This window comes from Streptococcus mitis (assembly GCF_001074635.1).
Lineage (GTDB): Bacteria > Bacillota > Bacilli > Lactobacillales > Streptococcaceae > Streptococcus > Streptococcus mitis_E.
In genome coordinates this window covers 1-22,328 of sequence record NZ_JUQO01000112.1, presented here as the reverse complement: position 1 = coordinate 22,328, position 22,328 = coordinate 1, and the positions used below count along the sequence as shown (strand labels likewise).

Genomic DNA, 22,328 nt, shown 5'->3' with positions numbered 1-22,328 from the left:
TACCGCCGTGAAAAGGCGGTGTCTTAACCCCTTGACCAACGGACCAGAGTTGTTGTTTTCAACTCTTACTATTATACCGACTTTTTGTTTTTTGTCAACACCTTTTTTAAACTTTTTTTATTAATTTTACAACAGCTTCAGTTCGAGCTGTATGTGGGAACATATCGACCGACTGGATGTAATGAAGATCATAGACTTCTACTAAGCGTACCAAATCACGAGCCAAGGTCGAAACATTACAAGAAATATAAACCATTTTTTCTGGTACATAAGTAAGAATAGTATCTAATAACTTATCATCCAGACCTGTACGTGGTGGATCCACAATCAGAGCATCTGCTCGGTAGCCTTCCTTATACCAGCGAGGAATAATCTCCTCGGCTGTTCCAGCTTCGTAATGTGTGTTGTCAAATCCCATTCTTTTAGCATTTCGCTTGGCATCTTCAATGGCTTCTGGAATAATATCCATACCTCTGAGTGTTTTAACTTTCTTTGCGAAGGCAAATCCAATCGTTCCAACTCCACAATAAGCATCAATCAAATGGTCTTCTTTATTTACATCCAAGGCTTTTACCGCCTCGTTATAAAGAACTTCTGTTTGTTCAGGATTTAGTTGATAGAAAGCTCGAGGAGATAGTGAAAATTCATAATCGAGTACACCTTCTTGAATACTCTCTTGTCCCCAGATAATCTCTGTCTTTTCACCATAAATCTCACTGGTTTTAGCTGTATTTGTATTTACAGCTACTGTCACAACTTCTGGGAAATCTTTAACTAAGTCTTTTACTAGTTGGGTTAAATTAAGCTGACGGTTTGTAACAATAATAATCTGAACCTGTCCAGTCTTTCTTGCTCGTCGGACCATTATAGTTCTAACACCTAGAACTTTTCTCTCATCCGTGATTGGAATCTGGTGATAAGTAAGTAATTCTGCTAGACGATTAGCAATCACTTGGGTTTCCTTGTCTTGTACTAGGCAGTCTTTCAACTCTACTAAATAGTGAGAGTTTTGTGCATATAAGCCCGCCTTAACCTGATTCTTAAATTTTCGAGTCTGAAATTGTAACTTAGCACGGTAGTACTTTGGTTCCTGCATACCAATCGTCGGGCGTATTTCATAATTTTCATATCCTGCAGGGGCAAATTTTTTCAGCGCTTGATGAAGCAAGTCCGTCTTGAACTCCAGTTGCTTATCATAATGCAGGTGCATGATTTGGCAACCTCCGCACTCATTATAAATAGTACAAGCTGGCACAACTCGAAATTTAGACTTCTTGTTAACTTTTAATAATTTTGCCTCAACAAAGTTACGTTTAATAGAAGTAATCTGACAATAGATATCTTCTCCTTTGAGAGCACCAGGCACAAAGACTAATGTTTTTTGATAAAAGCCGATTCCCTCACCATTAATTCCCATGCGCTTGATTTTTAATGGTATTTTTTGTTTCACTTTCAGATTCATACCCCTATCTTATCACATTTTGAGTTATAATAGAACTATGAAAATCACAAAACTTGAAAAGAAAAAAAGACTCTATCTGATGGAGCTTGATAATGGCGACAAATGCTACATTACTGAAGATACTATTGTTCGCTTCATGTTATCAAGAGATAAGGTTATAAGCCAAGAAGAATTGAAAGATATTCAGAACTTTGCCCAATTTTCTTACGGTAAGAATCTAGCTCTCTACCACCTATCCTTTAAAGCGCGCACTGAAAAAGAAGTCAGAGAATATCTGAAAAAATACGATATTAATGAAAACATAGTTTCTCAAGTCATTGCTAATCTTAAAGAAGATAAGTGGATTAATGATGGTCAGTACGCTTATGCCATCATCAATGCCAATCAACTTTCAGGAGATAAGGGGCCTTATATTCTGACTCAGAAATTAGCACAAAAAGGAATTTCAAAATCTACTATAGAAGAGAACTTGAAAGAATTTGATTTTTCTGAAGTTGCTCAACGTGTAGCTAATAAACTATTGAAAAAATATGAAGGAAAACTTCCAGCTCGCGCCTTGCAAGATAAGATTATCCATAATATGACCAACAAGGGTTTTTCCTATTCTGATGCTAAAAGTGCCTTTGACCAGTTGGATAGTCAAGTTGACCAAGAAACGACTCAGGAACTCATCTTCAGGGAACTTGATAAGCAATATTCTAAGTATGCCCGAAAATATGAAGGATACGAACTTAAACAGCGTTTAACCCAAGTTTTAGCACGAAAGGGCTACGATTTTTCGGATATAGCAAGCGCTCTCAGAGAATATCTTTAATATTTTCATGTAAAATTCACAGATTTTAGGCAATTTTATGGTACAATAGTAAACGATAAACTTATAAATTGTAGAAAGTTGGTTAGTTATGAAACTTCCAAAAGAAGGCGACTTTATTACAATTCAGAGTTATAAGCATGATGGGAGTCTCCACCGAACTTGGCGGGACACCATGGTACTAAAAACAACAGAAAACGCCATTATTGGTGTCAACGATCATACATTGGTTACCGAAAGTGATGGTCGTCGTTGGGTTACTCGAGAACCGGCTATTGTTTACTTTCACAAGAAATATTGGTTTAATATCATTGCCATGATTCGCGATAATGGAATTTCCTACTATTGCAATATGGCTAGCCCCTACTATCTGGATGAAGAAGCACTGAAGTATATTGATTACGATTTGGATGTTAAAATTTTTACAGATGGGGAAAAACGTCTCTTGGACGTTGAGGAGTATGAGCGTCACAAACGCAAAATGAATTATTCTGATGATTTGGACTATATTTTAAAAGAACATGTCAAAATTCTTGTTGATTGGATTAACAATGAACGTGGTCCTTTCTCAGAAGCCTATGTAAACATTTGGTACAAGCGCTATGTAGAACTAAAGAATCGGTAAAGTTGTCAAACTGGGGTGTGATCCCTGGTTTTTTTATTTTAATACTCAATGAAAATCAAAGAGCAAACTAGGAAACTAGCCGCAGATTGCTCAAAACACTGTTTTGAGGTTATAGATAAGACTGACGAAGTCAGTCACATATATATACGGCAAGGCGACGTTGACGCGGTTTGAATTTGATTTTCGAAGAGTATAAAAACCCAGCTTTGCAGCTGGGCTTATCCTTATATATCTAATTTTGTAACTGTAAATTTGATATGAGAATAGTCTTTTTCAACATCCTTATCCAGCAAGAAAGCTGTGGCGTCCTTCTTAACTTGAACCAGGTCAATATTCTGTGCTTGGGCTGCATAGACACAACCGCAATAACATTGACGGTAGATGTCATACTCTTCACACATCTCTACTGAACGTTTGTAGCCTTGATTTTTCTTGAAATCACTTGGAAGATAGTGAGTTGTATAAATCTTTTGCACATCGATTCCGATGCTGTTGATGGTTTGAGAATTCTTATGAGGACTGATGGTCAAGGCTGAACCAAAGTAGTCAAAGCCCAAATCCATAGCCACTTGCGCTGTCTTATCCAGTCGGTAGTCAAAGCAAACCTTGCAACGGTCCCCACCTTCTGGCTCTTCCTCTAGTCCTCTAACTAATTTTCGGTATTCATTTGGCTCGTAGGGAGCTTCTAGATACTGGACCGTATTTCCTGTCCGCTCATTGAAATCACTGACAAATTTCTTGGTAACATAGGCACGCTTATGGTATTCTGCCTTGGGATGGATATTGGAATTGGCAAAATAGATGGTCACATCAGCGTATTTGGTCAAATATTCTAGGGTATAGGTACTGCAAGGGGCACAGCAAACATGCATTAGAATGGTTGGCCGTTGCTCATTTTTCTCCCATACTTGTACCATCTTCTGCATGACACGGTCATAATTAATTTTCTGATTAGGGTTCATCTTGCTCAGAATTTCTTCTACATCGATCATGTTCTTCTCCTTTTTCTAGTCTTATTTTATCATATAAATTAGGAGAGCTCAAATCTATTTAGAAGTGAATAGCATAAAAAGGAGGGATAGGCATTCCCTCCTTTTGTGTTTTTTATAAGTTGTTTTCTATAGAAAGCTTACATCATCCCGCCCATCATGCTTGGATCCATTGCTGGAGCTGGGGCTACTGGTTCTGGTTTATTGGCTACGACTGCTTCTGTTGTCAAAATCAAGCTGGCTACAGATGCTGCATTTTGTAGGGCTGAACGACTCACTTTAACTGGATCGATAATACCTTGATCAATCATATTAACCCACTCACCAGTTGCTGCGTTGAAGCCTGTACCAACTTCAGCATTTTTCAAACGATCGATAACGATAGATCCTTCAAATCCTGCATTGTGGGCGATTTGACGGACTGGTTCTTCCAATGCACGGAGAACAATATTGCGTCCTGTTGCTTCGTCTCCTGTCAATTCCAAGGCAGCAACAGCTGGAATGACATTGACAAGAGCTGTTCCACCACCTGCAACAATACCTTCTTCAACAGCTGCACGAGTAGCGTTGAGGGCATCTTCAATGCGGAGTTTCATTTCTTTCAACTCAGTTTCAGTTGCGGCTCCGACCTTAATAACCGCCACACCACCTGACAATTTTGCCAAGCGTTCTTGCAATTTTTCACGGTCAAATTCAGAAGTTGTGGTTTCGATTTGAGACTTGATAACTGCAACACGGTGAGAAATCGCTTCAGGATTTCCAGCACCTTCTACGATAACCGTGCTATCTTTGTCCACAGTTACTCTCGCTGCTTGACCAAGAGCTTCAATTGTAGCATCTTTCAACTCAAGACCTAGGTCTTCTGTGATAACTGTTCCGCCTGTCAAGATGGCAATGTCTTCAAGCATGGCTTTGCGACGGTCTCCAAAACCAGGTGCCTTAACTGCTACTACGTTGAAGGTTCCACGAATCTTGTTCAAAACAAGAGTTGGAAGAGCTTCACCATCTACATCATCCGCAATAATCAAGAGTGGACGGTTGCTTTGGAGAATGCTTTCCAATAGTGGCAAGATTTCTTGAATATTGGAAATCTTCTTGTCAGTAATCAAAATGTATGGATTTTCAAGGTCAGCCACCATTTTTTCGCTATCTGTCACCATGTACTGTGAAAGGTAACCACGGTCAAACTGCATTCCTTCCACAACTTCAAGTTCTGTTTCCATACCACGTGACTCTTCAATGGTGATGACTCCGTCTTTGCCAACTTTTTCCATGGCTTCAGAAATGTATTCACCGACTTTTTCAGAACGAGAAGATACGGCAGCAACCTGAGCGATGGCTTCTTTATTGGCAACAGGGATGGCGTTATTTTTCAAAGCTTCTACTGCTGCTGCAACTGCTGTTTCAATCCCACGACGAATACCGATTGGATTTGCACCTGCTGTGACGTTTTTGATTCCTTCACGGACGATTGCTTGAGTCAAGACTGTTGCAGTTGTAGTCCCATCACCTGCAATATCATTGGTTTTTGAAGCTACTTCTGATACCAATTTGGCACCCATATTTTCAAAATGATCTTCCAATTCGATTTCTTTAGCAATGGTCACACCGTCATTGGTAATCAAGGGTGAGCCAAATGATTTTTCCAACACAACGTTACGACCTTTTGGTCCCAAGGTTACTTTAACAGTGTCTGCAAGGATATCGACACCACGAACCATAGCTGAACGGGCATCTGATGAAAATTTAATTTCTTTTGACATACTTTCTTTCTCCTTCTATTCTTCAATGATAGCCAAGATGTTCGCTTCGCCTACGATGATGTACTTTTCATCGCCATCTTTGACATCAAGACCTGCATGGGCTTCAACCAAGACACGGTCTCCAGCTTTAACACTTGGAGCAACTAAGTCACCGTTCAAGGTACGAACACCTTGTCCAGTAGCCACAACTTGAGCTGTTTTGGTTTTTTCTTGGGCTGAACCTGCGAGGACAAAACCTCCAACAGTTTGTTCTTTTTCTTCGATTTTTAAGACCACACGGTCCCCTAATGGTTTCAACATCTGATTTCCTCCATGATGAACTGCATATTATTAGCACTCTTTATACATGAGTGCTAATTCATAGTTCTATTGTATCACTTGGTCAGAAATAGTCAAGGAAAAAGTCTGACTTTCTGAGGATGAATAGATGAATTTCTTTATCCTATTTTGCACTTTAATAATGTAGAATTTTAACGAACATGATTCATGGAATTAGTATTTTCGTTAATTCTTTTATAAAAAATACCGAAACTCTAAATCCTTATATTACGCATATATAAAAAACAACGATTACAAACCGTTGCTTTTTTTACATGCTATTAATATTTCAATCCTGGATTGAAAAATCCTAAGGCTACTCCCACAAGTGCAATAACTACCAATAATAGCATCACCCAATTTGGAGAAACTTTCTTTTTAGCCATCAGCCACCAACATAGAACAATAAAACCTGCTGTTAAAAGACCTGGATAAACACCATCAATCTTTTCTTGTAAGTTTAAAAATGTTTCTCCATCTCCATTTTTCAGCTCTAGCGCCGTAGTGACAGATACCCAAGTTGCTGCAACAGCTCCTATGACCATACCACCAACAACACTAATTGATTTTCTTAGCGCCTGACCTTTAGGACCTACTAAAAATTCTACTGCTTTATCTCCAAGTTCATATCCTTTAAAATAAGCAAAACGCATTCCAAGATAGACTAATAGATTCCATGCAATAATATAGAATATTGCACCAGAAATATTTCCTCCTTTAGAAAGACCTAGAGCTATCCCCAAAAGAACAGGAATTAATGTTCCTACAATAAGTGAATCTCCAATACCTGCAATAGGCCCCATTAGACCAGCTCGCATTCCATTGATGGTTTCACTATCTACGGCATCTCCATTTGCACGCGCTTCTTCCAAACCAGCTGTTATCCCAACTACTAGAGAACCCAACTGTGGCTCAGTATTAAAGAATGCTGTGTATGTTTGCATAGCTTCTTTTTGCTCTTCCTTAGTATCATACATTTCTTCTACAATTGGAAGCATAGAAGTTAAATATCCAAAAGTTTGCATATGTTCTTGAGAAAAACATGTCAGATGTCCATAGAACCAGTGGTGAAATGATTTTGTCAATGTTTTTCTTGATATTTTTTTTCGACTCATTCTAAATATCCTCCTCTTCATCAAATCCCATATCACTGACAACCGCTGTCGTACGGGCAGATTTAATAACTTCTAATTCATAATAAATTACTGCAAAAATTAATGACACAACACCACTTGCTACTAAGTTCAAGCCTAAAGATTTTGCTAACGTGAACCCGACAAAGAAAGGAATAAAGTCTGTTGTTTTTGTAACAATTTGTTTCAAAAGTATTGCAATACCCACACATGGAAGGAGTGCTCCTACAGTAAATAGAGACTTCATTACAAAACCATCCATCGGAAGATATAATTTCATAAGATCAACCATATCTGGTCCAAATTTTGTAATAATCATTGTTGGTAAGAAAGAAAAGATAAAATGTGAAATCCAAGGATATACCCAATCAACAGCATATAACTTCTTAAAATCACCTTTCTCTACAGCTTTCCATCCAATGTGTTGCCAAAGCAAATTCATAGTAGCTGTACCATAGAATAAAACAGTTCCAATTGTTCCAACCGCAGCTCCAATTGGCGCTGCTGCTGCTGCAATCGCTACTTCACCTGAAATATTATTTGCATGAACAAATAGGATAGATAACGGAATTCCGATATAAGAAATTGCCCGTACATCGGCAGATACAGTTCCACCAGGTGTCACTAAGGCAATATATAATACCTGCAAAGCCACACCAACGATTACCCCTGTTGTTATATCTCCTAATATTAAACCTACAATTAAACCACCAACTAATGGACGCCCCAAAGTATAGTTACCAATACTGGATCCCCCCATACCTGGCATCGATGCTAAACTTGCAAACAATCCTAAAAGAGCTGCTTGAATCCAAGAAATTTCCATCATTTTGTCTCCTTATTTCATTATTAAAATCCAAATTTTGATTTAAAATCACTCCAATAGCCAATAGATACATCTGGTAATAATTGGAATCTAACTTTATATCCTGCTTTTTCAATTGCTTCTAGTGCAACTGCTTCCTCTTGAGTAATTGATTGATTATTTCCCAACTTGATAGCACCTGGTCTATCGTTAGCAGGTCCTACAATAATCTCTTTAACATCTCCTGGAATAAAGCCCTTGTCTACTAAAATTTCTTTCATATCAATTGGATTCTTAGTAATCAAAAAATATCTACTATCCGATTCTGTTACTTTAGATGATTTTTCTTTAAACGCTTCCTTTGTCCAAACAAATGTTTTTTTATCTGACGCACCTTTATATGCCTGAATTAAAACCTTATTAGATGCAGCAGCGTCATTTACTGCAATTAATCCATCACATGGATGTTCTTTTGCCCATCTAGTGACTGTTTGTCCATGAATCATTCTATCGTCAATTCGTACAAATGTTACTACCATAATTTTTTATTCCTTTCCTTATATAACTAAATATCGTCTTCTTCATTAAGATTATCATCTGATCCGACTTCAAATTCTTGTAGAGCCGATGATGATTCGTTTAATATCGTAGAAACAAGTTCACTTCCAGTCAGAATGTCTTTCATCACTACTGCTGTAAGTGCCATTGTTAAGTTCATACCTCCCAAAATAGTTGCATTCTCTAATTTTCCAAATTCTTCTAATACTGTTGCAACAGTTGTTAAAGGACTTCCCCCAACAATATCTGCTAAAACAAGAACCGAATCATTTTCATCCAGAGACGCAATAACATTCTTGACCTCTACAGAAAAACCTGCAAGACTTTCTCCATCTTTTAAGCCAATCGCTATGACATCATCTACCTTATCCGAAGCAAACATAGAAAGAGATGATTTCAATCCCTCTGCGAGTCCTCCATGACTGACTAATATCAAATGCTTCATATTTCCCTCCTTTTATTGATTTCATTCTATCATCCTTATCTTCACTTTATAATTGTTAAATGTCACAAAAGTTTATTGATAAATGTCAATAAAAAAATGACAAATGTCAATAAAGACATCTGCCATGTTCGTATTATTTAAGAAATAATAATCTTGATATCTATTTAAGGGCTCCTATATCTAGTTCTTTTTGTAACTTAATAAGACTACCTTCAATATCCGTGTTATTTTCATCCATAGATAATGCTTCTAATCTTTCTTCTATTCCAACCAATGATTTTGAATCTATTCCTTTTGAAATAGTTGTAATTGAATTTTTCATTATATAATCCAGTGAAGTAATCGTTAAGGCATTTTGACCAATCATTCCTTTCTTCATCAACTCTTCGCTCTTCAAACTAGTCACTACCTCTGGTAACACTGAGCTTCCTTGACCCTTGTTAAATAAATTTTGTTGAATTTCACGATTATTTGTTAAAAATTCTATAAACGATACGGCAAGTTTTGAATTGCGAGCACGCGAAGAAACCACGTATAAGGAAGTATCTGTTACAGTCGAACGAATGTCTTCCTTTGTCGTTGGCAATGAAATACATGTCCAGTTAAAATTTGTATATTTGGCCACATGGTAAGGAAAAGGTTTATATGTGCGATATTGTGCCAAACTCATTGGATAAAAGGCCACATGGCCTTCATCAAAATCTTTATAGGTTACTTTGTAGCGCCCGTTTAATTGATTCAATCCCCTTATATAGGATAAAGCATCCTTCATTTCTGACGAATCTATACGAGGAATCCCACTCTCAGAAATAGTGACGCCAAAAGCTGCTAGAGATTCTTTCCAACTATATCCTGTTATCCCAAATTGATCAACGATTCCATCTCCATCGGTATCTTTTGTAATTTTTTTACTAATCTCATATAGATCTTTCAGTGTCCACCCTACTTTAGGAATTTCAATGCCCTCTCTTAAAAGTAAATCTTGATTTACACACATCAACATGGGATTGCTTTCATATGGAAGACCGTATAAATCATCTCCGTATTTTGCTGCCTGCAAAGATACATCATAGAAATTAGAGGCAGCTTCTTGAGACAGATAGGAATTTAGGTTTTTTAAAATACCTTTTGATGCAAATAAAGATAATTGGTCGCTTGATAATAGAAATACATCCGGTTCAGAACCTTTTAAAATTTGACTTGAAATCCAATTAGAATACTCTTCCTTAGGAATACCTGAATCATATACAATTTTAACCCCTGGATGAAGCTCTTCAAATTTCTTAATAGCCTCATCTAGTACATAGCTGTTATTCCCTGTAGGAATTCCCCAACTAGAATCAGAATAAAAACCCAGTCTAATAATCTTTATCTGCTTGTTTTCCCAAATAAGAAATAAACTCAAGCAACTTAGCACAAACAGTATCGCTAGAAACAATTGCTTTACTTTCATTTATCCATTTCCTTCGAAAAATTCTTTTGTGTCACACCTGTTTGTACAGCCCATATGGCTAACTGTGTCCTATCTCTCAAATTTAGTTTTGAAAGAATGATAGAAAGATAATTGCGCACTGTTCCCTCGGACAAAAAAAGATTACTGGCAATTTCCTTATTTGATTCTCCAAATGCCACTTGCTGAATAATTTTCCATTCTGTCAGTGATATATTTTCAATATTCTCTTCCTTCACAGTAATAGAAAAATTGGTCTGTGCCATCTGCGAGAACAATTGAAATACCTTACTAGCTATATTAGGATTAATCATAGCCCCACCTTTATACACCGTCTGAATGGCTTGATATAACTCGTCTGTTGAAACTCCTTTTAATAAATAGCCAGATGCACCATATTTTAAAGCACTAAAAATAAATTCGTCGTCATCAAATGTTGTTAAGATTATAATTTTTATATTGGGAAAACGTTTTTTGATTTCTTTTGTAGCCAATACTCCGTCCATTCTGGGCATTCTAATATCCATTAAAATTATATCCGGTTTTACAGCCATAATGTTATCCATAGCTTCGATACCATCACCAACAACGGATACAACATCAATATCAGCATATACTGATAAAATGATCTGCAAGGACTCTCTAATTAACGCCTGATCATCTGCAATCATTACCTTTATCATATACTTCACCTCCCATTTTTGGAAAAACTATTTTAGTGTAAAATCCTTCCCTATTTTCAAAATGAATAGAACCACCTAAAATAGAAACTCGCTCTCTCATTTGTTTCAAGCCATACCCAATTTGTAAGTCGTCAAAACCTATTCCATTATCGTGCAAAACTATTATGTTGTTATCCTCACTTACAAAGCGAATGCTCATTTTACTAGCATGTCCGTGACGAACAGAATTTGTCATAGATTCTTGTATAATCCTAAAAATAGTATCTTCCTGTATCACATCTAAATCAATATTTCCCCATTCATATTTCAGATCGACAGAGAGTTTAGATAGAGACTCATACTCACTAATCATTAATATTAGAGCATCTTTTAAACCATTATTTTGCAAAGCTCCTGGTCTTAGTCTATGTAATGATCCCCTAACATCTTTTATCCCCTCTCTAACTGCATTTGAAACATTTTTCAACTGTTCTTTAGCACGGATAGGATGAACATCAATTAGTACAGAAACAGCATCAATCCCTGCTGAAATTCCTGTCAACGCATGACCTAGAGTATCATGAATTTCCCGAGCAATTCTTTTCCTTTCTCGATCTTCAGCGATTTTCTCTGACAACGATATATAATGATTCAATTCAGTGTTGACTCTAGATAACATTTTAAGTTCTTCCTCAATATTATGATGTTCTTTAATCACGTATAGGATATAAGACAATAAAGAGATGATGAAAATAATAACATTTAATGATGTCAATGCATTTTCTAAAAATAACACTACACCTCGTATGGAGGATGGATAAAATTGGATATAGGTAGCTAGAGATGGAACTTTTATAAATAGAGACAAGATTTCATAGTCGGTTAAAAGTAATATTAAAAAACTCAAGAAAATAAAAATAATCCAAGAACGTTTACTATCAGAGTCTTGAAACTCTCTTGAACTATAGAATATATCAGCAAAAACTAATAATATTATTCCATTGTATGACAGATTTTGTGACCATATAACACCAATCATTAATACTATTTCAAACAAATTCCATTTTGAAAAAATTGGCCATTTTTTCTCAGTTGAATACATTTTATAGGTAGATATAAAAATAATACCGACCAAAAAAATAATTGAATACCAAAAAATCTGGTCAGGTGATTTTGAAATATTATTTAATTCTCCCAATAAGAGTATCATCTGTCCCTTTGAAATTACATAGTTTGTAATCTGTATATATAAAGCTCCATTGTATATAATGGTTAGAAAATTAATTAATAAAAGCGAAATGATAGAATACTGGACACCTTTTACCTGTTTCATTACTGCCACCCATTAATATCAAACTGAATTATATTATTTTTATCAACAAATTGTACAGGTATAGTATATAATTCTTCAACTTCTTCTTTTTTTACTAATAAATCTATTGTTTCCGATACTTTTCTACCCATATGAGATGGAAATTGAGCAACCGTTCCTGTCACTTCATCTGTTGTAGCTAATAAATGCTTCATATCTGGTGAACCATCTATTCCGTAAATAAGTTTTTTTGAAGTTACTTTCAATTCTTTAATTGCTGCTAAAGCTCCTATAGCTGCTCTATCATTTAAAGCCACTATAGCATCAAATTGTAAACCTTCAGATAACGCATCACCTACAGTAGTCATAGCATGCTCTGTTTGACCAACTGTTTCTCTTTCTGAGATAATTTGATAATGTTCTTCTGATTTTATTGTATCCAAAAAACCAGTTATTCTCTGATTAGCTGATAAAGCATCTTTGTGCGTTAACAAAAGGATATGGGCATTTGAGGTACGTTTCATCAAATCCTTGGCAATCAATATCCCAGCATGGTAATTATCAGAAACTATGCTCGTATCAACTTTTATATTATTCAACTGACTATCTACTGCTATAACTCTAATTCCAAAATTCTTTGCCCTACTTAACGCTTCTACAATTTGCTCGCTATCACTCTTAACCGGATTAATAACAATAACATTCACTCGCTTCTCTATAAACTCATCAATTTGTTTACTCTGTTTTTCTTCACTCATCTCTGCATCCCGAGTATACAATATCTGACCTTCTAAATCAGAATAGCGTTGAATCTCATTATGTAAATGTCTATAAAATTCACTATTCATCGTCATATAAGTCGCTCCAACTTTTATTTGTCCCGGAATAGGATCTGTCTGACTCACATGAGTATAAATCGCAAAAACAAATACGACTACTGTACAAAATATAATTTTGACGATTGTTCTTGTATATTCTCTACTCATTCCAACCTCCAAAAAGTTTCAACTAGTTCATTGTAACACATTTAGACATTATAAAAAAGCCTGAGAGCAACTCAGACTTTTCAATGTTTAAAATGGCAATTCTTCCTCTTCCAAGACCAAATCCGCCAAATCTTGGCCTGCATTATTTTCACGCATGGCACGTTGGGCACGACTTTCCAAGAGTTGGAATCCTGTCACAAGTACTTCGGTCACATAATTCATTTGACCATTTTTCTCAAAACGACGGGTACGTAATTCTCCATCCACTGAAATGAGACTACCTTTAGTTGCGTAGCTAGCCAAGCTTTCTGCTAGTCTGCCCCAAAGGACCATATTGACAAAATCAGCTTCGCGTTCACCGTTTTGGTCTTTGTAACGACGATTTACAGCGATAGTTGCTCGCGCTACTGACTTGTCATTGTTGGTTTTATGCAATTCTGGTGTAGACGTTAAACGTCCAATCATGATAACTTTATTATACATATTTTTTCCTCCTACTTATCTATTCGTAGGAAATCAAAAAAAGTTACAGAAATTTGTAACTTTTCGAGAAAATTTTTTACTTTTTATGAACCATGAAACCTGTCGCTTGTTGATTGGCCATAATGGTCATATCTGTAATCTGCACACGACGAGGTTGACTGGTCACATAGACTACTGTGTCTGCAATATCCTGAGCTTGCAAGGCTTCGATTCCCTGATAAACCGTCGCAGCCCGCTCTTTATCACCGTGAAAACGCACTGTAGAAAAATCTGTTTCGACAATTCCAGGCTGAATGGTTGTCACCTTGATAGCCGTTGCGATGGTATCAATTCGCAGACCATCTGAAAAGGTCTTAACTGCTGCCTTGGTAGCTGAATAAACTGCTGCACCTGCATAGGCATAAATTCCTGCGGTTGACCCCATATTGATAATATGTCCTTGATTGGCTTTTACCATTGCTGGCAAGAAACAGCGAGTGACTGCCATCAAACCTTTGACATTGGTATCCAGCATGGTCAGCATATCCAACTCTTCATAGTTTTGATATGGAGCCAAGCCAAGAGCCAGGCCTGCGTTATTGACTAGGATGTCAATCTGACCTATCGTTTCTATAATATCAGAGCAGACAGCCTTTACCATGCTCATATCCGTGACATCTAGCGGAAAGGTCCAAACTGTTTGACTAGGAAAAGTTTCTGCAAACTCAATTTTTAAGGCTTCAAGTCTATCTATCCGTCGTCCTGTTAAAACGACATTCTCACCCTGCTCCAGATAAGCACGCGCAATCGCTTCACCAATTCCTGAGGTCGCCCCAGTAATCACTACATTTTTTGCCATCTTATTTCCTTCTATCTGCTCTATCAGATACTGACAACTTCCTAGGCAGTCCAGTGCTTAGCTGGGTCGAATGGTGTTCCGACAACTTGGTCTTCTGATAATTCAATAATACCACGTTTTTGCGGAGCATTTGGCAGATGCAATTCACGAGGGCTGCACATCATACCAAAACTCTTTTCACCACGAAGTTCGCCTGGGAAAATAAGATTGCCTTTGGGCATCATAGCTCCAGGAAGAGCCACAATGGTTTTCAACCCCACACGCGCATTGGGTGCTCCTGCAACGATTTGTACTGTCTTGTCACTTGCAACTGCAACTTGGCAGATGTTGAGGTGGTCACTATCAGGATGGGCTACCATCTCGACAATTTCACCAACAACAAACTTAGGTTCCTTGTCATTGACAATTTCTTCTGTAAAATCTTCCGCCTGTAATTCTTGGTTCAAACGAGCGACCTGTTCATCTGATAAAAAGACTTGACCGCGCTCTGCAATTTCAAATAAACTTGAAACTTCAAAAATATTCCAAGCCACTGTTTCCCCATTATCTTTGAGAAAAACACGGGCTACCTTGCCTTTACGCTCCACATCTAGTTTGGCATCTCCGCTATTTTTCGCGATGACCATAAGGACATCACCGACATGTTCTTTGTTATATGTAAAAATCATTGTTTTCTTTTCTCCTATTTCAGTCCTGCTAAAAAGTCATTAATTTGTTGCTTGCTTTTACGGTCGCGATTGACAAAACGGCCGATTTCCTTGTCCTTTTCTAGAACAACAAGGCTAGGAATGCCGTAAACATCCCAGAGTTTAGCTAGATCCATGTACTGGTCTCGATCCACTCGAATAAAGGTGAACTCTGGATTGGTCTCCTCAATTTCTGGCAAGGCAGGATAGATATAACGACAATCGCCACACCAGTCCGCCACAAAAAGGAAGACTTTCTTGCCATCTTTTTCTACTAAAGATGCCAATTCTTCTAAACTTGCTGGTTGTATCATAAGACTTCCTCCTCATAGACCAGGTCCTCATTTTCATAGACAAAGGTATAATGACGGCCATCCTCAAAAATGACGCCACCAACCAAGCTCTCTAGACTGCTTTCATAGACTTGAACATAGAGGGCCGCGATTTCCCCCATGTCTGAAAAATGGTTTCGTACAATCGCTGTCAACTCTTCCTGAGTCTTCATGAGCTTGCGGTCATCTGCAACTTTTTTCGTAGCAAGGGCAAGGCTCCCAATACCAAGCAGAGCCAGACCTGCCATCCACATTTTTTTAGCTTTCATACCATTCATTTTAACACAAAAAAGTTTTTAGGACAAATGAGGAAGCAGCAGAAAAGCAAGTAAAAAGCCTCTTCCTTAAAGGAAAAGGACTTCTTATACTCAATGAAAATCAAAGCGCAAACTAGGAAGCTAGCCGCAGGCTGCTCAAAACAGCGTTTTGAGGTTTTGGATAGAACTGACGAAGTCAGCTCAAAACACTGTTTTGAGGTTGTGGATGAAGCTGACGTGGTTTGAAGAGATTTTCGAAGAATATTATTCTTATCGCCAGGCACCTGAGTTGTCAACGTAGTAACCATCAGGTGTGTAGGTATTGCGAAGCATCTTACCTGATGAAGCTAGATAATACCACTTACCATTGTCTTTAATCCAATCATTCGCTTGCATGGCACCAGAAGAACTTACATAATACCAGTCTCCCTTGTCATAAACCCAAGCGCTTGCTTTCATAGCTCCTGAAGTTGATAAATAGTACCACTTGCCTTGATCGTAAAGCCAATCACTAGCAATCATGGCTCCTGATGATTTAAAGGCATACCAGTTGCCACCTTGATATAGCCAAGTTTGATTGAACATGACTCCTTTATCATTCATAAAGTACCAAGTTCCCTTGTCCTTAATCCAAGCATTTTGAACTAGTTGGCCTTGTTTTTGATAGTACCAGTTTTGGTTTGATTTTAGCCAACTTTCTGCTTTTACAATCGGATAAAGTTCTTTGAAAGATCCTCCATCATATTTGTGACTGATAGATTTTAGTTTTTCAAGTTTCAACTCGCCATTGTTATAGTCTGCCCAAGCAAAGACTTTTTGACCATTGACAGTCTCTGGTAAGGTAGCAGTGTAAGTCTTGGTTTGATAGTCCCATTTTGTATCAAGGTAGGTATATTGATCATTTGATTCTTTAATATGGTAGTAGCCTCTCTTTCCACTATCATTATGAATATCATCCACAACTTTCGTTGACCAGGTCTTTACTTCGTTTCCGCTCTTAGCCTCGACCTTGATATCTCCTCTATAGCCATAAGGTACGTAAAAATTCAGGTAACGTCCTTCTATACCAATCATAGACTTGTCCTTTTCTTGACCTAGGAAATTGACAGTTTGATCTTGACCATTGAGACTAACTGTCCACTCGATTTTCTCTGTTTTTGGCAAATCCAAGACTTTAATATCCACTTCATGGCCATTATTAAATCGAAGAATCTTGCCATCTTGATACTGCACCCCACACTTAACAACCCATTCTTCTTTAAGCTCAAATGCCTGCCCTGAATGTGGAAAAGCCAGCAAAGCTAGGCCTGCTAAAGCTAAACTAAATAGTGTGATTTTTTTCATCGTAGATCCTCCTTAGGATTTTTTATGTTAATTATATCACTATGTTTTTATTTTGCAACTCATATCCTAAATATGCAAGTAAAAAAAACCTCTGAGATTCTTCTCAAAGGTTCTGATTTGGCTAATTAATGTTCTCAACTGCTGCAGTAATAAAGGCAGTGTAGAGTTCTTCTGGGCGGTTTGGACGGCTTGACAGTTCAGGGTGATACTGACACGCTACAAAGAATTTATTTTCAGGAATTTCCACAATTTCGACCAAACGATTGTCTGGAGAAACTCCTGAGAAGACAAAACCTGCTGCCTCAAACTGCTCACGGAAGGCGTTGTTAAACTCATAGCGATGACGGTGACGGCGTTGCACCACTTCTTGATTGTGATAAGCAGCTGCTGCCTTAGAGCCACGTTTCAACTTAGATGGATAAAGTCCCAAACGAAGGGTTCCACCCATATCCTCAACATCAATCTGATCACGCATGATATCAATGATAGGATATTTTGTTTCTGGTGCAAGCTCTGCAGAATTGGCACCTTCAAGACCCAAAACGTGACGAGCAAACTCGATACAAGTCAACTGCATGCCCAAGCAGACACCCAACATTGGAACATCATTCTCACGCGCATAGCGAATGGCTTGGATTTTTCCTTCCGTACCACGTTGACCAAAACCACCTGGCACGATGATTCCGTCCGCATCAGACAAAAGCTCTGCCACATTCTCTGCTGTCACATCATTGGCATTGATCCAATTGATTTTCACTTCTGCGTCGTTGGCATAACCAGAGTGTTTCAAGGCTTCGACCACTGAGATATAAGCATCTTGCAACTCCACATACTTACCGACAAGAGAAATTTTAACTTGTTTTTTCAGGTTCATGACCTTGTCCACCATGGCTGACCATTCTGTCATATCTGCTACCGGTGCGTCTAATTTCAAATGGTCACAGACAATTTGGTCCATACCTTGTGCCTGCAAGTTCAGTGGAATTTGGTAAAGATGTTCGACATCCAACGATTCGATAACGGCTTCTGGTGCCACATCACAGAACTGGGCCAGTTTGTTTTTAATTCCTTGACCAGCTGGCTCTTCTGTACGAATAACCAACATATTTGGCTGGATTCCCAATCCACGCAATTCTTTGACAGAGTGTTGGGTTGGTTTGGTTTTCATTTCACCAGCAGCCTTGAGGTAAGGAAGCAGGGTTGTATGGATGTACATAACATTATCCGCCCCCACATCTGCCTTCATCTGACGAAGGGCCTCTAAGAATGGCAAGGACTCGATATCTCCTACTGTTCCACCAACCTCTGTAATAATGACATCAGAATCAGTCGTTAGAGCGGCACGCTTGATTTTCTCTTTCAAAGCATCTGTGATATGAGGAATAACCTGAACAGTTGCTCCAAGGTATTCTCCACGGCGTTCTTTACGAAGAACTTCACTGTAAATTTTACCAGTTGTCACGTTGGAATATTTGTTGAGATTAATATCGATGAAACGTTCATAGTGACCCAAGTCCAAATCTGTCTCAGCTCCGTCATCTGTCACAAAAACTTCCCCGTGCTGGTAAGGACTCATAGTTCCTGGATCAATATTGATATAAGGGTCAAATTTTTGAATGGTTACTTTAAGACCACGATTTTTCAAGAGACGGCCCAGACTCGCTGCCACAATCCCTTTCCCAATAGACGATACCACACCACCAGTTACAAAAATATATTTCGTAGACATAGATTCCTCTTTCTAAAATGCTCAAGGTCTTGTTGACTACGAGGGGACATAGAAAACAAGACCCTACTAATAAGAATAATCTGGGACGACTGCACCAGATTCACAACCAAAATACAAGAAGATAACTTCTTGAAAAAACAAAAATAGCTCCCTAAGAACTAGGGAGCCCCGACCTCTAAAAGAGGTGCCCGAACAATATGATACCTAAAAATAGGATAATTGTCAATAGCTAATTTTTATTCCTCGATGTTTTCAGAATCATCATCTGAAAACTCGTCGTCTTCTTCGTTGAGATCCACGTCTTCACCCAAGTCATCAGGGGCAATCTCGTTGATTTCCGCATCGTAAGCTTCCACTTCATTTTTCTCATCATCTGGATTTTCATCATCGTATGAAAGAGCTGGATCTGCTTCGTATGCATCTTCATCTTCTGGATCATCTGCATTGTAGTCAATAGCATCTGAATCGCCATCCATGAAGGCATTGACGCGTTTTTTCTTAGCTTTTGGTGCTACTTCATCGTCGTCATTTTCTTCAAGAGCGATGATTTCTTCGTCGATTTCGTCCACACCATACCATGAACGAAGCCCCCATTTATTGTCTCCAAGTGAGATGAAGCTACCGTCAAAGTTCAACTCTGTGTAGAACAAAGGCAAAGCTTCGCGGATATCGCTGTTTGATGTTCCAAGGTAGTTTTGAATTTCGTTTACAAGATCGCTAAAATGCATCTCATGATCGCGACCACGAAGTTCCAAGATAGCACGCGCTACCTCAATCATAGATAGTTCACTTTTTTCTTGCCCAGCAAATACTTCTAATTCCAAAGCGTTTCTCCTCATTTATACTACTATCGCCAGAGCGAACAGACTCTGACCTCATTTTATCATTTACTCTTTATTTTACGATAATTTTGCGGAATAGTCAAAGGTTAAGGGGGAGAAAGTGACAGGACTTTTTATTGGCTAACTTCTCAAAGTAACTTCCACTTGCCTGACCAAAGTGGAAATTAGTCTAAAACTGACTTTTATTTCTTCGCTACCCAGCCGATGGCATCGTGAGGTGGGTTTTCTGTATCAATCCAGATGAATTCAATACCGATTTCCCCATTTTTAAACTTAGTCAAACGAATACCGTTGATTTCCAGTTCATTGAGGCGTTGGCCTGTCAAGACTTCTCGTTCCTGCAAAATGAAAATCATACATAGAAATTTTTTAAAATTTTCTCTATTCTAGACCTGCTATTATTTCAGAAGCTATACTAGCTGATTCCAAACGTAGTATAGTCATTTCATCTACCTTCCCTAATAATGGCATTGCACCATACCAAACAATGGTCTTGTTTACCAAAAGAATAGGCGTGACTATTTTTGATTGAGTAAAAGACACTTTAATTTTCTTGCTCTTCATCTGGTCTATCCATGTTTTATTTGCAACCGTCTCTGGTACACATATCTTAATTTGACTAATCCTAAATTCTTTTAGAAATCTCATCAGTTTTGTCTGGTGCACATAAGGTAAAATAAGCATACACTCCTGTCTTTCCCCTGCCAAGTCCTCTCTCAGCACATTCTCATATCTACTATCAACATAAACGAATTGTTTCTCCTCACCCTCAATGACACAATAATCCATCTTTCGATAAGCTACTTGTCGTTTCTGAAACATCTTTTCTAAATAAGGAACATGAATATCCACATAATCGAAAATCCGCACCAAAGACTTATCCTTGTAGTTTCTATGAATCCGACCTGCATACTGAATCAAATTATTTTTCCAAGAAAAGGGTGCTGCCAAGATAAGCGTGTCCAACTGAGGTAAGTCAAAACCTTCGCCAATGTATTTTCCAGTTGACAATAATACAAACCCTTTATCTAGCTGTTCTAGCGTCTCTAGTAAACTTGTTCTCTCTCGGACTTTGGTTTTTCCACTGATAATATAAAAATCATCAACCTCTTTCTCTTTCAATAATTTTTCAAAGACATCTATCTGTTGAATTCGATTGACTAGAACCAAGATATTCCGCCCTTCTGCCACTTGGTCTAGAATATCCTTGAGAATCATCTGATTCCTCACTGAGTCAGTAGCAATCCAATCACTAAGCTGTATAAAATTACTTGCTTTGGTCTTTTCAATCTCCAAATGACCAAAAGAAGTGAATCTTAATTGCAATTGCCGTTTAAAATCCGTCTCCCTCTTATCAGCAGTATGGAGTATCTCACCAATTCTCTGAAAAACAATAGGCTCATGACCATTCTTACGCTCAGGCGTAGCCGTCAAACCGTAAAGATACTTCCCTCTAAACTGAGCAACAACTTTTTCAAACATCAAGGCAGAGACATGATGACACTCATCCACAATCATCATCTCATACTCATCCAAAAGACTTTGACTATTTTCCAACTTAAATAGAGATTGAATCATAACAATATCAACCAGTTTACTCAGCCATTTCCTAGTCCCACCGTACTGCCCAACATAGCCTATTACCTTTTCACGGCCTGATGCCGTATAACGGGTAGCTTCTTCCTCTTCGAAAGTCAAAAAATGGTTTAAACGATCCAGCCATTGGTCTAAGAGTTGCCTATTATGAACTAGGATAATTGTTTTGGTCTTCCGTTCAGAGATGAGGGCAGCACCTAAAACGGTCTTCCCAAAACCAGTCTCCGCATGGAGTAAACCATTTTCTTTGGAAATCATATCTGACAGGGCTAACTCTTGCTCAAAAGTGAGTTCTCCCTTAAATTCCACTCTAATAGACCTTTGTACCTTTCTCCTATCTTCCACAGATACCTGCTTAAATTTATCTTGCAATGGATACAGCAAGCCTCTTGGCAGCCATAAATAATGATCGGATTCTCCAAATAAATACATTCGCTCAGGAATTTGATAGGTTGGCTGTCGCATAGCCTGCTTTAAATAAAATTCGGGATTAGAAAATGAAGCCATATTTTTCAAGAAAAACAGTGTCTTGGGTGTCACAGACGATTTTTCAAGTTGGATCATATTGGATAAGACGACCTTCAACTCCTTATCCAATTCTTGCTTGCCTAACTCCTCTTGGATTAACAATGCCACTTTAGCAGTTGAAACCCTCTGAATTTCTTGTAGATACCTCCATTGGTCTTCATAAGGCTGAAAATGTTCATCCACAAAGACCGTTCGCCCTTGATGATAAGCTTCTCCTTGAAAAGGAAGGGCAATCAAATTACCAAATCCACCTTTAGGAAGAACATCCTGATTTGGAAACATGCGATCAAAAGAATCAAAGGACAGTTGCATACTTTCCTGCATTGCCAGTTCTAACAGTTTCTTTCCAAACAAGCGAGCCTCTCGACTCGGAA

24 protein-coding genes are annotated in these 22,328 nt (G+C 38.1%); 2 read left to right on the top strand and 22 right to left on the bottom strand.

The features are described 5' to 3' along the window. Positions 1 to 106: 106 nt before the first annotated feature. Complete coding sequence (rlmD, locus tag ADI58_RS04800) at positions 107 to 1,462, bottom strand: 23S rRNA (uracil(1939)-C(5))-methyltransferase RlmD (protein WP_049521663.1); 1,356 nt, start codon at positions 1,460 to 1,462, stop codon at positions 107 to 109. 37 nt (positions 1,463 to 1,499) lie between these two features. On the opposite strand from rlmD, the gene recX reads away from it, so the two are divergent. After that, the gene (gene recX / locus ADI58_RS04795; protein ID WP_049521662.1) at positions 1,500 to 2,276 is read left to right on the top strand and encodes a recombination regulator RecX; all 777 of its coding nucleotides are present in this window, start codon (positions 1,500 to 1,502) and stop codon (positions 2,274 to 2,276) included. An 88-nt stretch (positions 2,277 to 2,364) separates the two neighbouring features. After that, positions 2,365 to 2,898 (top strand): nucleoside tri-diphosphate phosphatase, encoded by a 534-nt coding sequence (gene ntdP / locus ADI58_RS04790; RefSeq protein WP_049521661.1) that lies wholly within the window; start codon positions 2,365 to 2,367, stop codon positions 2,896 to 2,898. A 224-nt stretch (positions 2,899 to 3,122) separates the two neighbouring features. Here ntdP and ADI58_RS04785 read toward each other — a convergent pair whose 3' ends face one another. The 21 genes from ADI58_RS04785 to ADI58_RS04690 all read right to left on the bottom strand — a co-directional run. Then, positions 3,123 to 3,890, bottom strand: a complete 768-nt coding sequence (locus ADI58_RS04785; protein ID WP_000567567.1) for an epoxyqueuosine reductase QueH — start codon at positions 3,888 to 3,890, stop codon at positions 3,123 to 3,125. A gap of 137 nt (positions 3,891 to 4,027) precedes the next feature. After that, positions 4,028 to 5,650, bottom strand: a complete 1,623-nt coding sequence (groL, locus tag ADI58_RS04780) for a chaperonin GroEL (RefSeq protein WP_049521660.1) — start codon at positions 5,648 to 5,650, stop codon at positions 4,028 to 4,030. Positions 5,651 to 5,665: 15 nt separating this feature from the next. Continuing rightward, on the bottom strand, positions 5,666 to 5,950 hold the full coding sequence (groES, locus tag ADI58_RS04775) for a co-chaperone GroES (protein ID WP_000917323.1): 285 nt from the start codon (positions 5,948 to 5,950) through the stop codon (positions 5,666 to 5,668). Between the two features lie 299 nt (positions 5,951 to 6,249). Next, positions 6,250 to 7,104 carry a PTS system mannose/fructose/sorbose family transporter subunit IID gene (locus ADI58_RS04770; protein WP_033683132.1) on the bottom strand — a complete coding sequence of 285 codons (855 nt, stop codon included), beginning with the start codon at positions 7,102 to 7,104 and terminating at the stop codon, positions 6,250 to 6,252. After that, positions 7,085 to 7,927, bottom strand: a complete 843-nt coding sequence (locus tag ADI58_RS04765; protein WP_033676368.1) for a PTS mannose/fructose/sorbose/N-acetylgalactosamine transporter subunit IIC — start codon at positions 7,925 to 7,927, stop codon at positions 7,085 to 7,087. The genes ADI58_RS04770 and ADI58_RS04765 overlap by 20 nt, the downstream gene beginning before the upstream one ends. Positions 7,928 to 7,950: 23 nt before the next feature. Continuing rightward, complete coding sequence (locus tag ADI58_RS04760; protein ID WP_049521659.1) at positions 7,951 to 8,445, bottom strand: PTS sugar transporter subunit IIB; 495 nt, start codon at positions 8,443 to 8,445, stop codon at positions 7,951 to 7,953. A gap of 26 nt (positions 8,446 to 8,471) precedes the next feature. Next, positions 8,472 to 8,909: a PTS sugar transporter subunit IIA gene (locus ADI58_RS04755; protein WP_049521658.1), complete on the bottom strand. Its 438-nt coding sequence runs from the start codon at positions 8,907 to 8,909 to the stop codon at positions 8,472 to 8,474. A gap of 160 nt (positions 8,910 to 9,069) precedes the next feature. Continuing rightward, positions 9,070 to 10,362 carry an ABC transporter substrate-binding protein gene (locus ADI58_RS04750; protein ID WP_049521657.1) on the bottom strand — a complete coding sequence of 431 codons (1,293 nt, stop codon included), beginning with the start codon at positions 10,360 to 10,362 and terminating at the stop codon, positions 9,070 to 9,072. Next, positions 10,359 to 11,042 carry a response regulator gene (locus ADI58_RS04745; RefSeq protein ID WP_049521656.1) on the bottom strand — a complete coding sequence of 228 codons (684 nt, stop codon included), beginning with the start codon at positions 11,040 to 11,042 and terminating at the stop codon, positions 10,359 to 10,361. The genes ADI58_RS04750 and ADI58_RS04745 overlap by 4 nt, the downstream gene beginning before the upstream one ends. After that, positions 11,017 to 12,354 carry a sensor histidine kinase gene (locus ADI58_RS04740; protein WP_049521655.1) on the bottom strand — a complete coding sequence of 446 codons (1,338 nt, stop codon included), beginning with the start codon at positions 12,352 to 12,354 and terminating at the stop codon, positions 11,017 to 11,019. Before ADI58_RS04740 ends, ADI58_RS04745 begins: the two co-directional genes overlap by 26 nt. Further along, positions 12,354 to 13,319 carry a substrate-binding domain-containing protein gene (locus ADI58_RS04735; RefSeq protein ID WP_049521654.1) on the bottom strand — a complete coding sequence of 322 codons (966 nt, stop codon included), beginning with the start codon at positions 13,317 to 13,319 and terminating at the stop codon, positions 12,354 to 12,356. The genes ADI58_RS04740 and ADI58_RS04735 overlap by 1 nt, the downstream gene beginning before the upstream one ends. An 87-nt stretch (positions 13,320 to 13,406) precedes the next feature. Next, positions 13,407 to 13,802 carry a single-stranded DNA-binding protein gene (locus tag ADI58_RS04730; protein WP_000282465.1) on the bottom strand — a complete coding sequence of 132 codons (396 nt, stop codon included), beginning with the start codon at positions 13,800 to 13,802 and terminating at the stop codon, positions 13,407 to 13,409. A 76-nt stretch (positions 13,803 to 13,878) separates the two neighbouring features. Continuing rightward, entirely contained in the window at positions 13,879 to 14,640 is a 762-nt protein-coding gene (locus ADI58_RS04725; RefSeq protein WP_049521653.1) for an SDR family NAD(P)-dependent oxidoreductase, read from the bottom strand. 41 nt (positions 14,641 to 14,681) lie between these two features. Then, entirely contained in the window at positions 14,682 to 15,308 is a 627-nt protein-coding gene (gene ytpR, locus ADI58_RS04720) for a YtpR family tRNA-binding protein (RefSeq protein WP_049521652.1), read from the bottom strand. A gap of 14 nt (positions 15,309 to 15,322) precedes the next feature. Further along, entirely contained in the window at positions 15,323 to 15,640 is a 318-nt protein-coding gene (locus tag ADI58_RS04715) for a thioredoxin family protein (RefSeq protein ID WP_000615777.1), read from the bottom strand. After that, entirely contained in the window at positions 15,637 to 15,936 is a 300-nt protein-coding gene (locus ADI58_RS04710; RefSeq protein WP_049521651.1) for a DUF4651 domain-containing protein, read from the bottom strand. The genes ADI58_RS04715 and ADI58_RS04710 overlap by 4 nt, the downstream gene beginning before the upstream one ends. A 249-nt stretch (positions 15,937 to 16,185) precedes the next feature. Next, positions 16,186 to 17,259, bottom strand: a complete 1,074-nt coding sequence (locus tag ADI58_RS04705) for an N-acetylmuramoyl-L-alanine amidase family protein (protein WP_049521650.1) — start codon at positions 17,257 to 17,259, stop codon at positions 16,186 to 16,188. 121 nt (positions 17,260 to 17,380) lie between these two features. After that, positions 17,381 to 18,988: a CTP synthase gene (locus tag ADI58_RS04700; RefSeq protein ID WP_049521649.1), complete on the bottom strand. Its 1,608-nt coding sequence runs from the start codon at positions 18,986 to 18,988 to the stop codon at positions 17,381 to 17,383. A 236-nt stretch (positions 18,989 to 19,224) separates the two neighbouring features. Beyond that, complete coding sequence (rpoE, locus tag ADI58_RS04695) at positions 19,225 to 19,812, bottom strand: DNA-directed RNA polymerase subunit delta (protein WP_031227756.1); 588 nt, start codon at positions 19,810 to 19,812, stop codon at positions 19,225 to 19,227. Positions 19,813 to 20,012: 200 nt separating this feature from the next. Beyond that, on the bottom strand, positions 20,013 to 20,186 hold the full coding sequence (locus tag ADI58_RS11325; protein ID WP_000576262.1) for a hypothetical protein: 174 nt from the start codon (positions 20,184 to 20,186) through the stop codon (positions 20,013 to 20,015). A gap of 25 nt (positions 20,187 to 20,211) precedes the next feature. Next, on the bottom strand, positions 20,212 to 22,328 hold a 2,117-nt coding region (locus ADI58_RS04690), incomplete at its 5' end, for a TOTE conflict system archaeo-eukaryotic primase domain-containing protein (protein WP_049521648.1).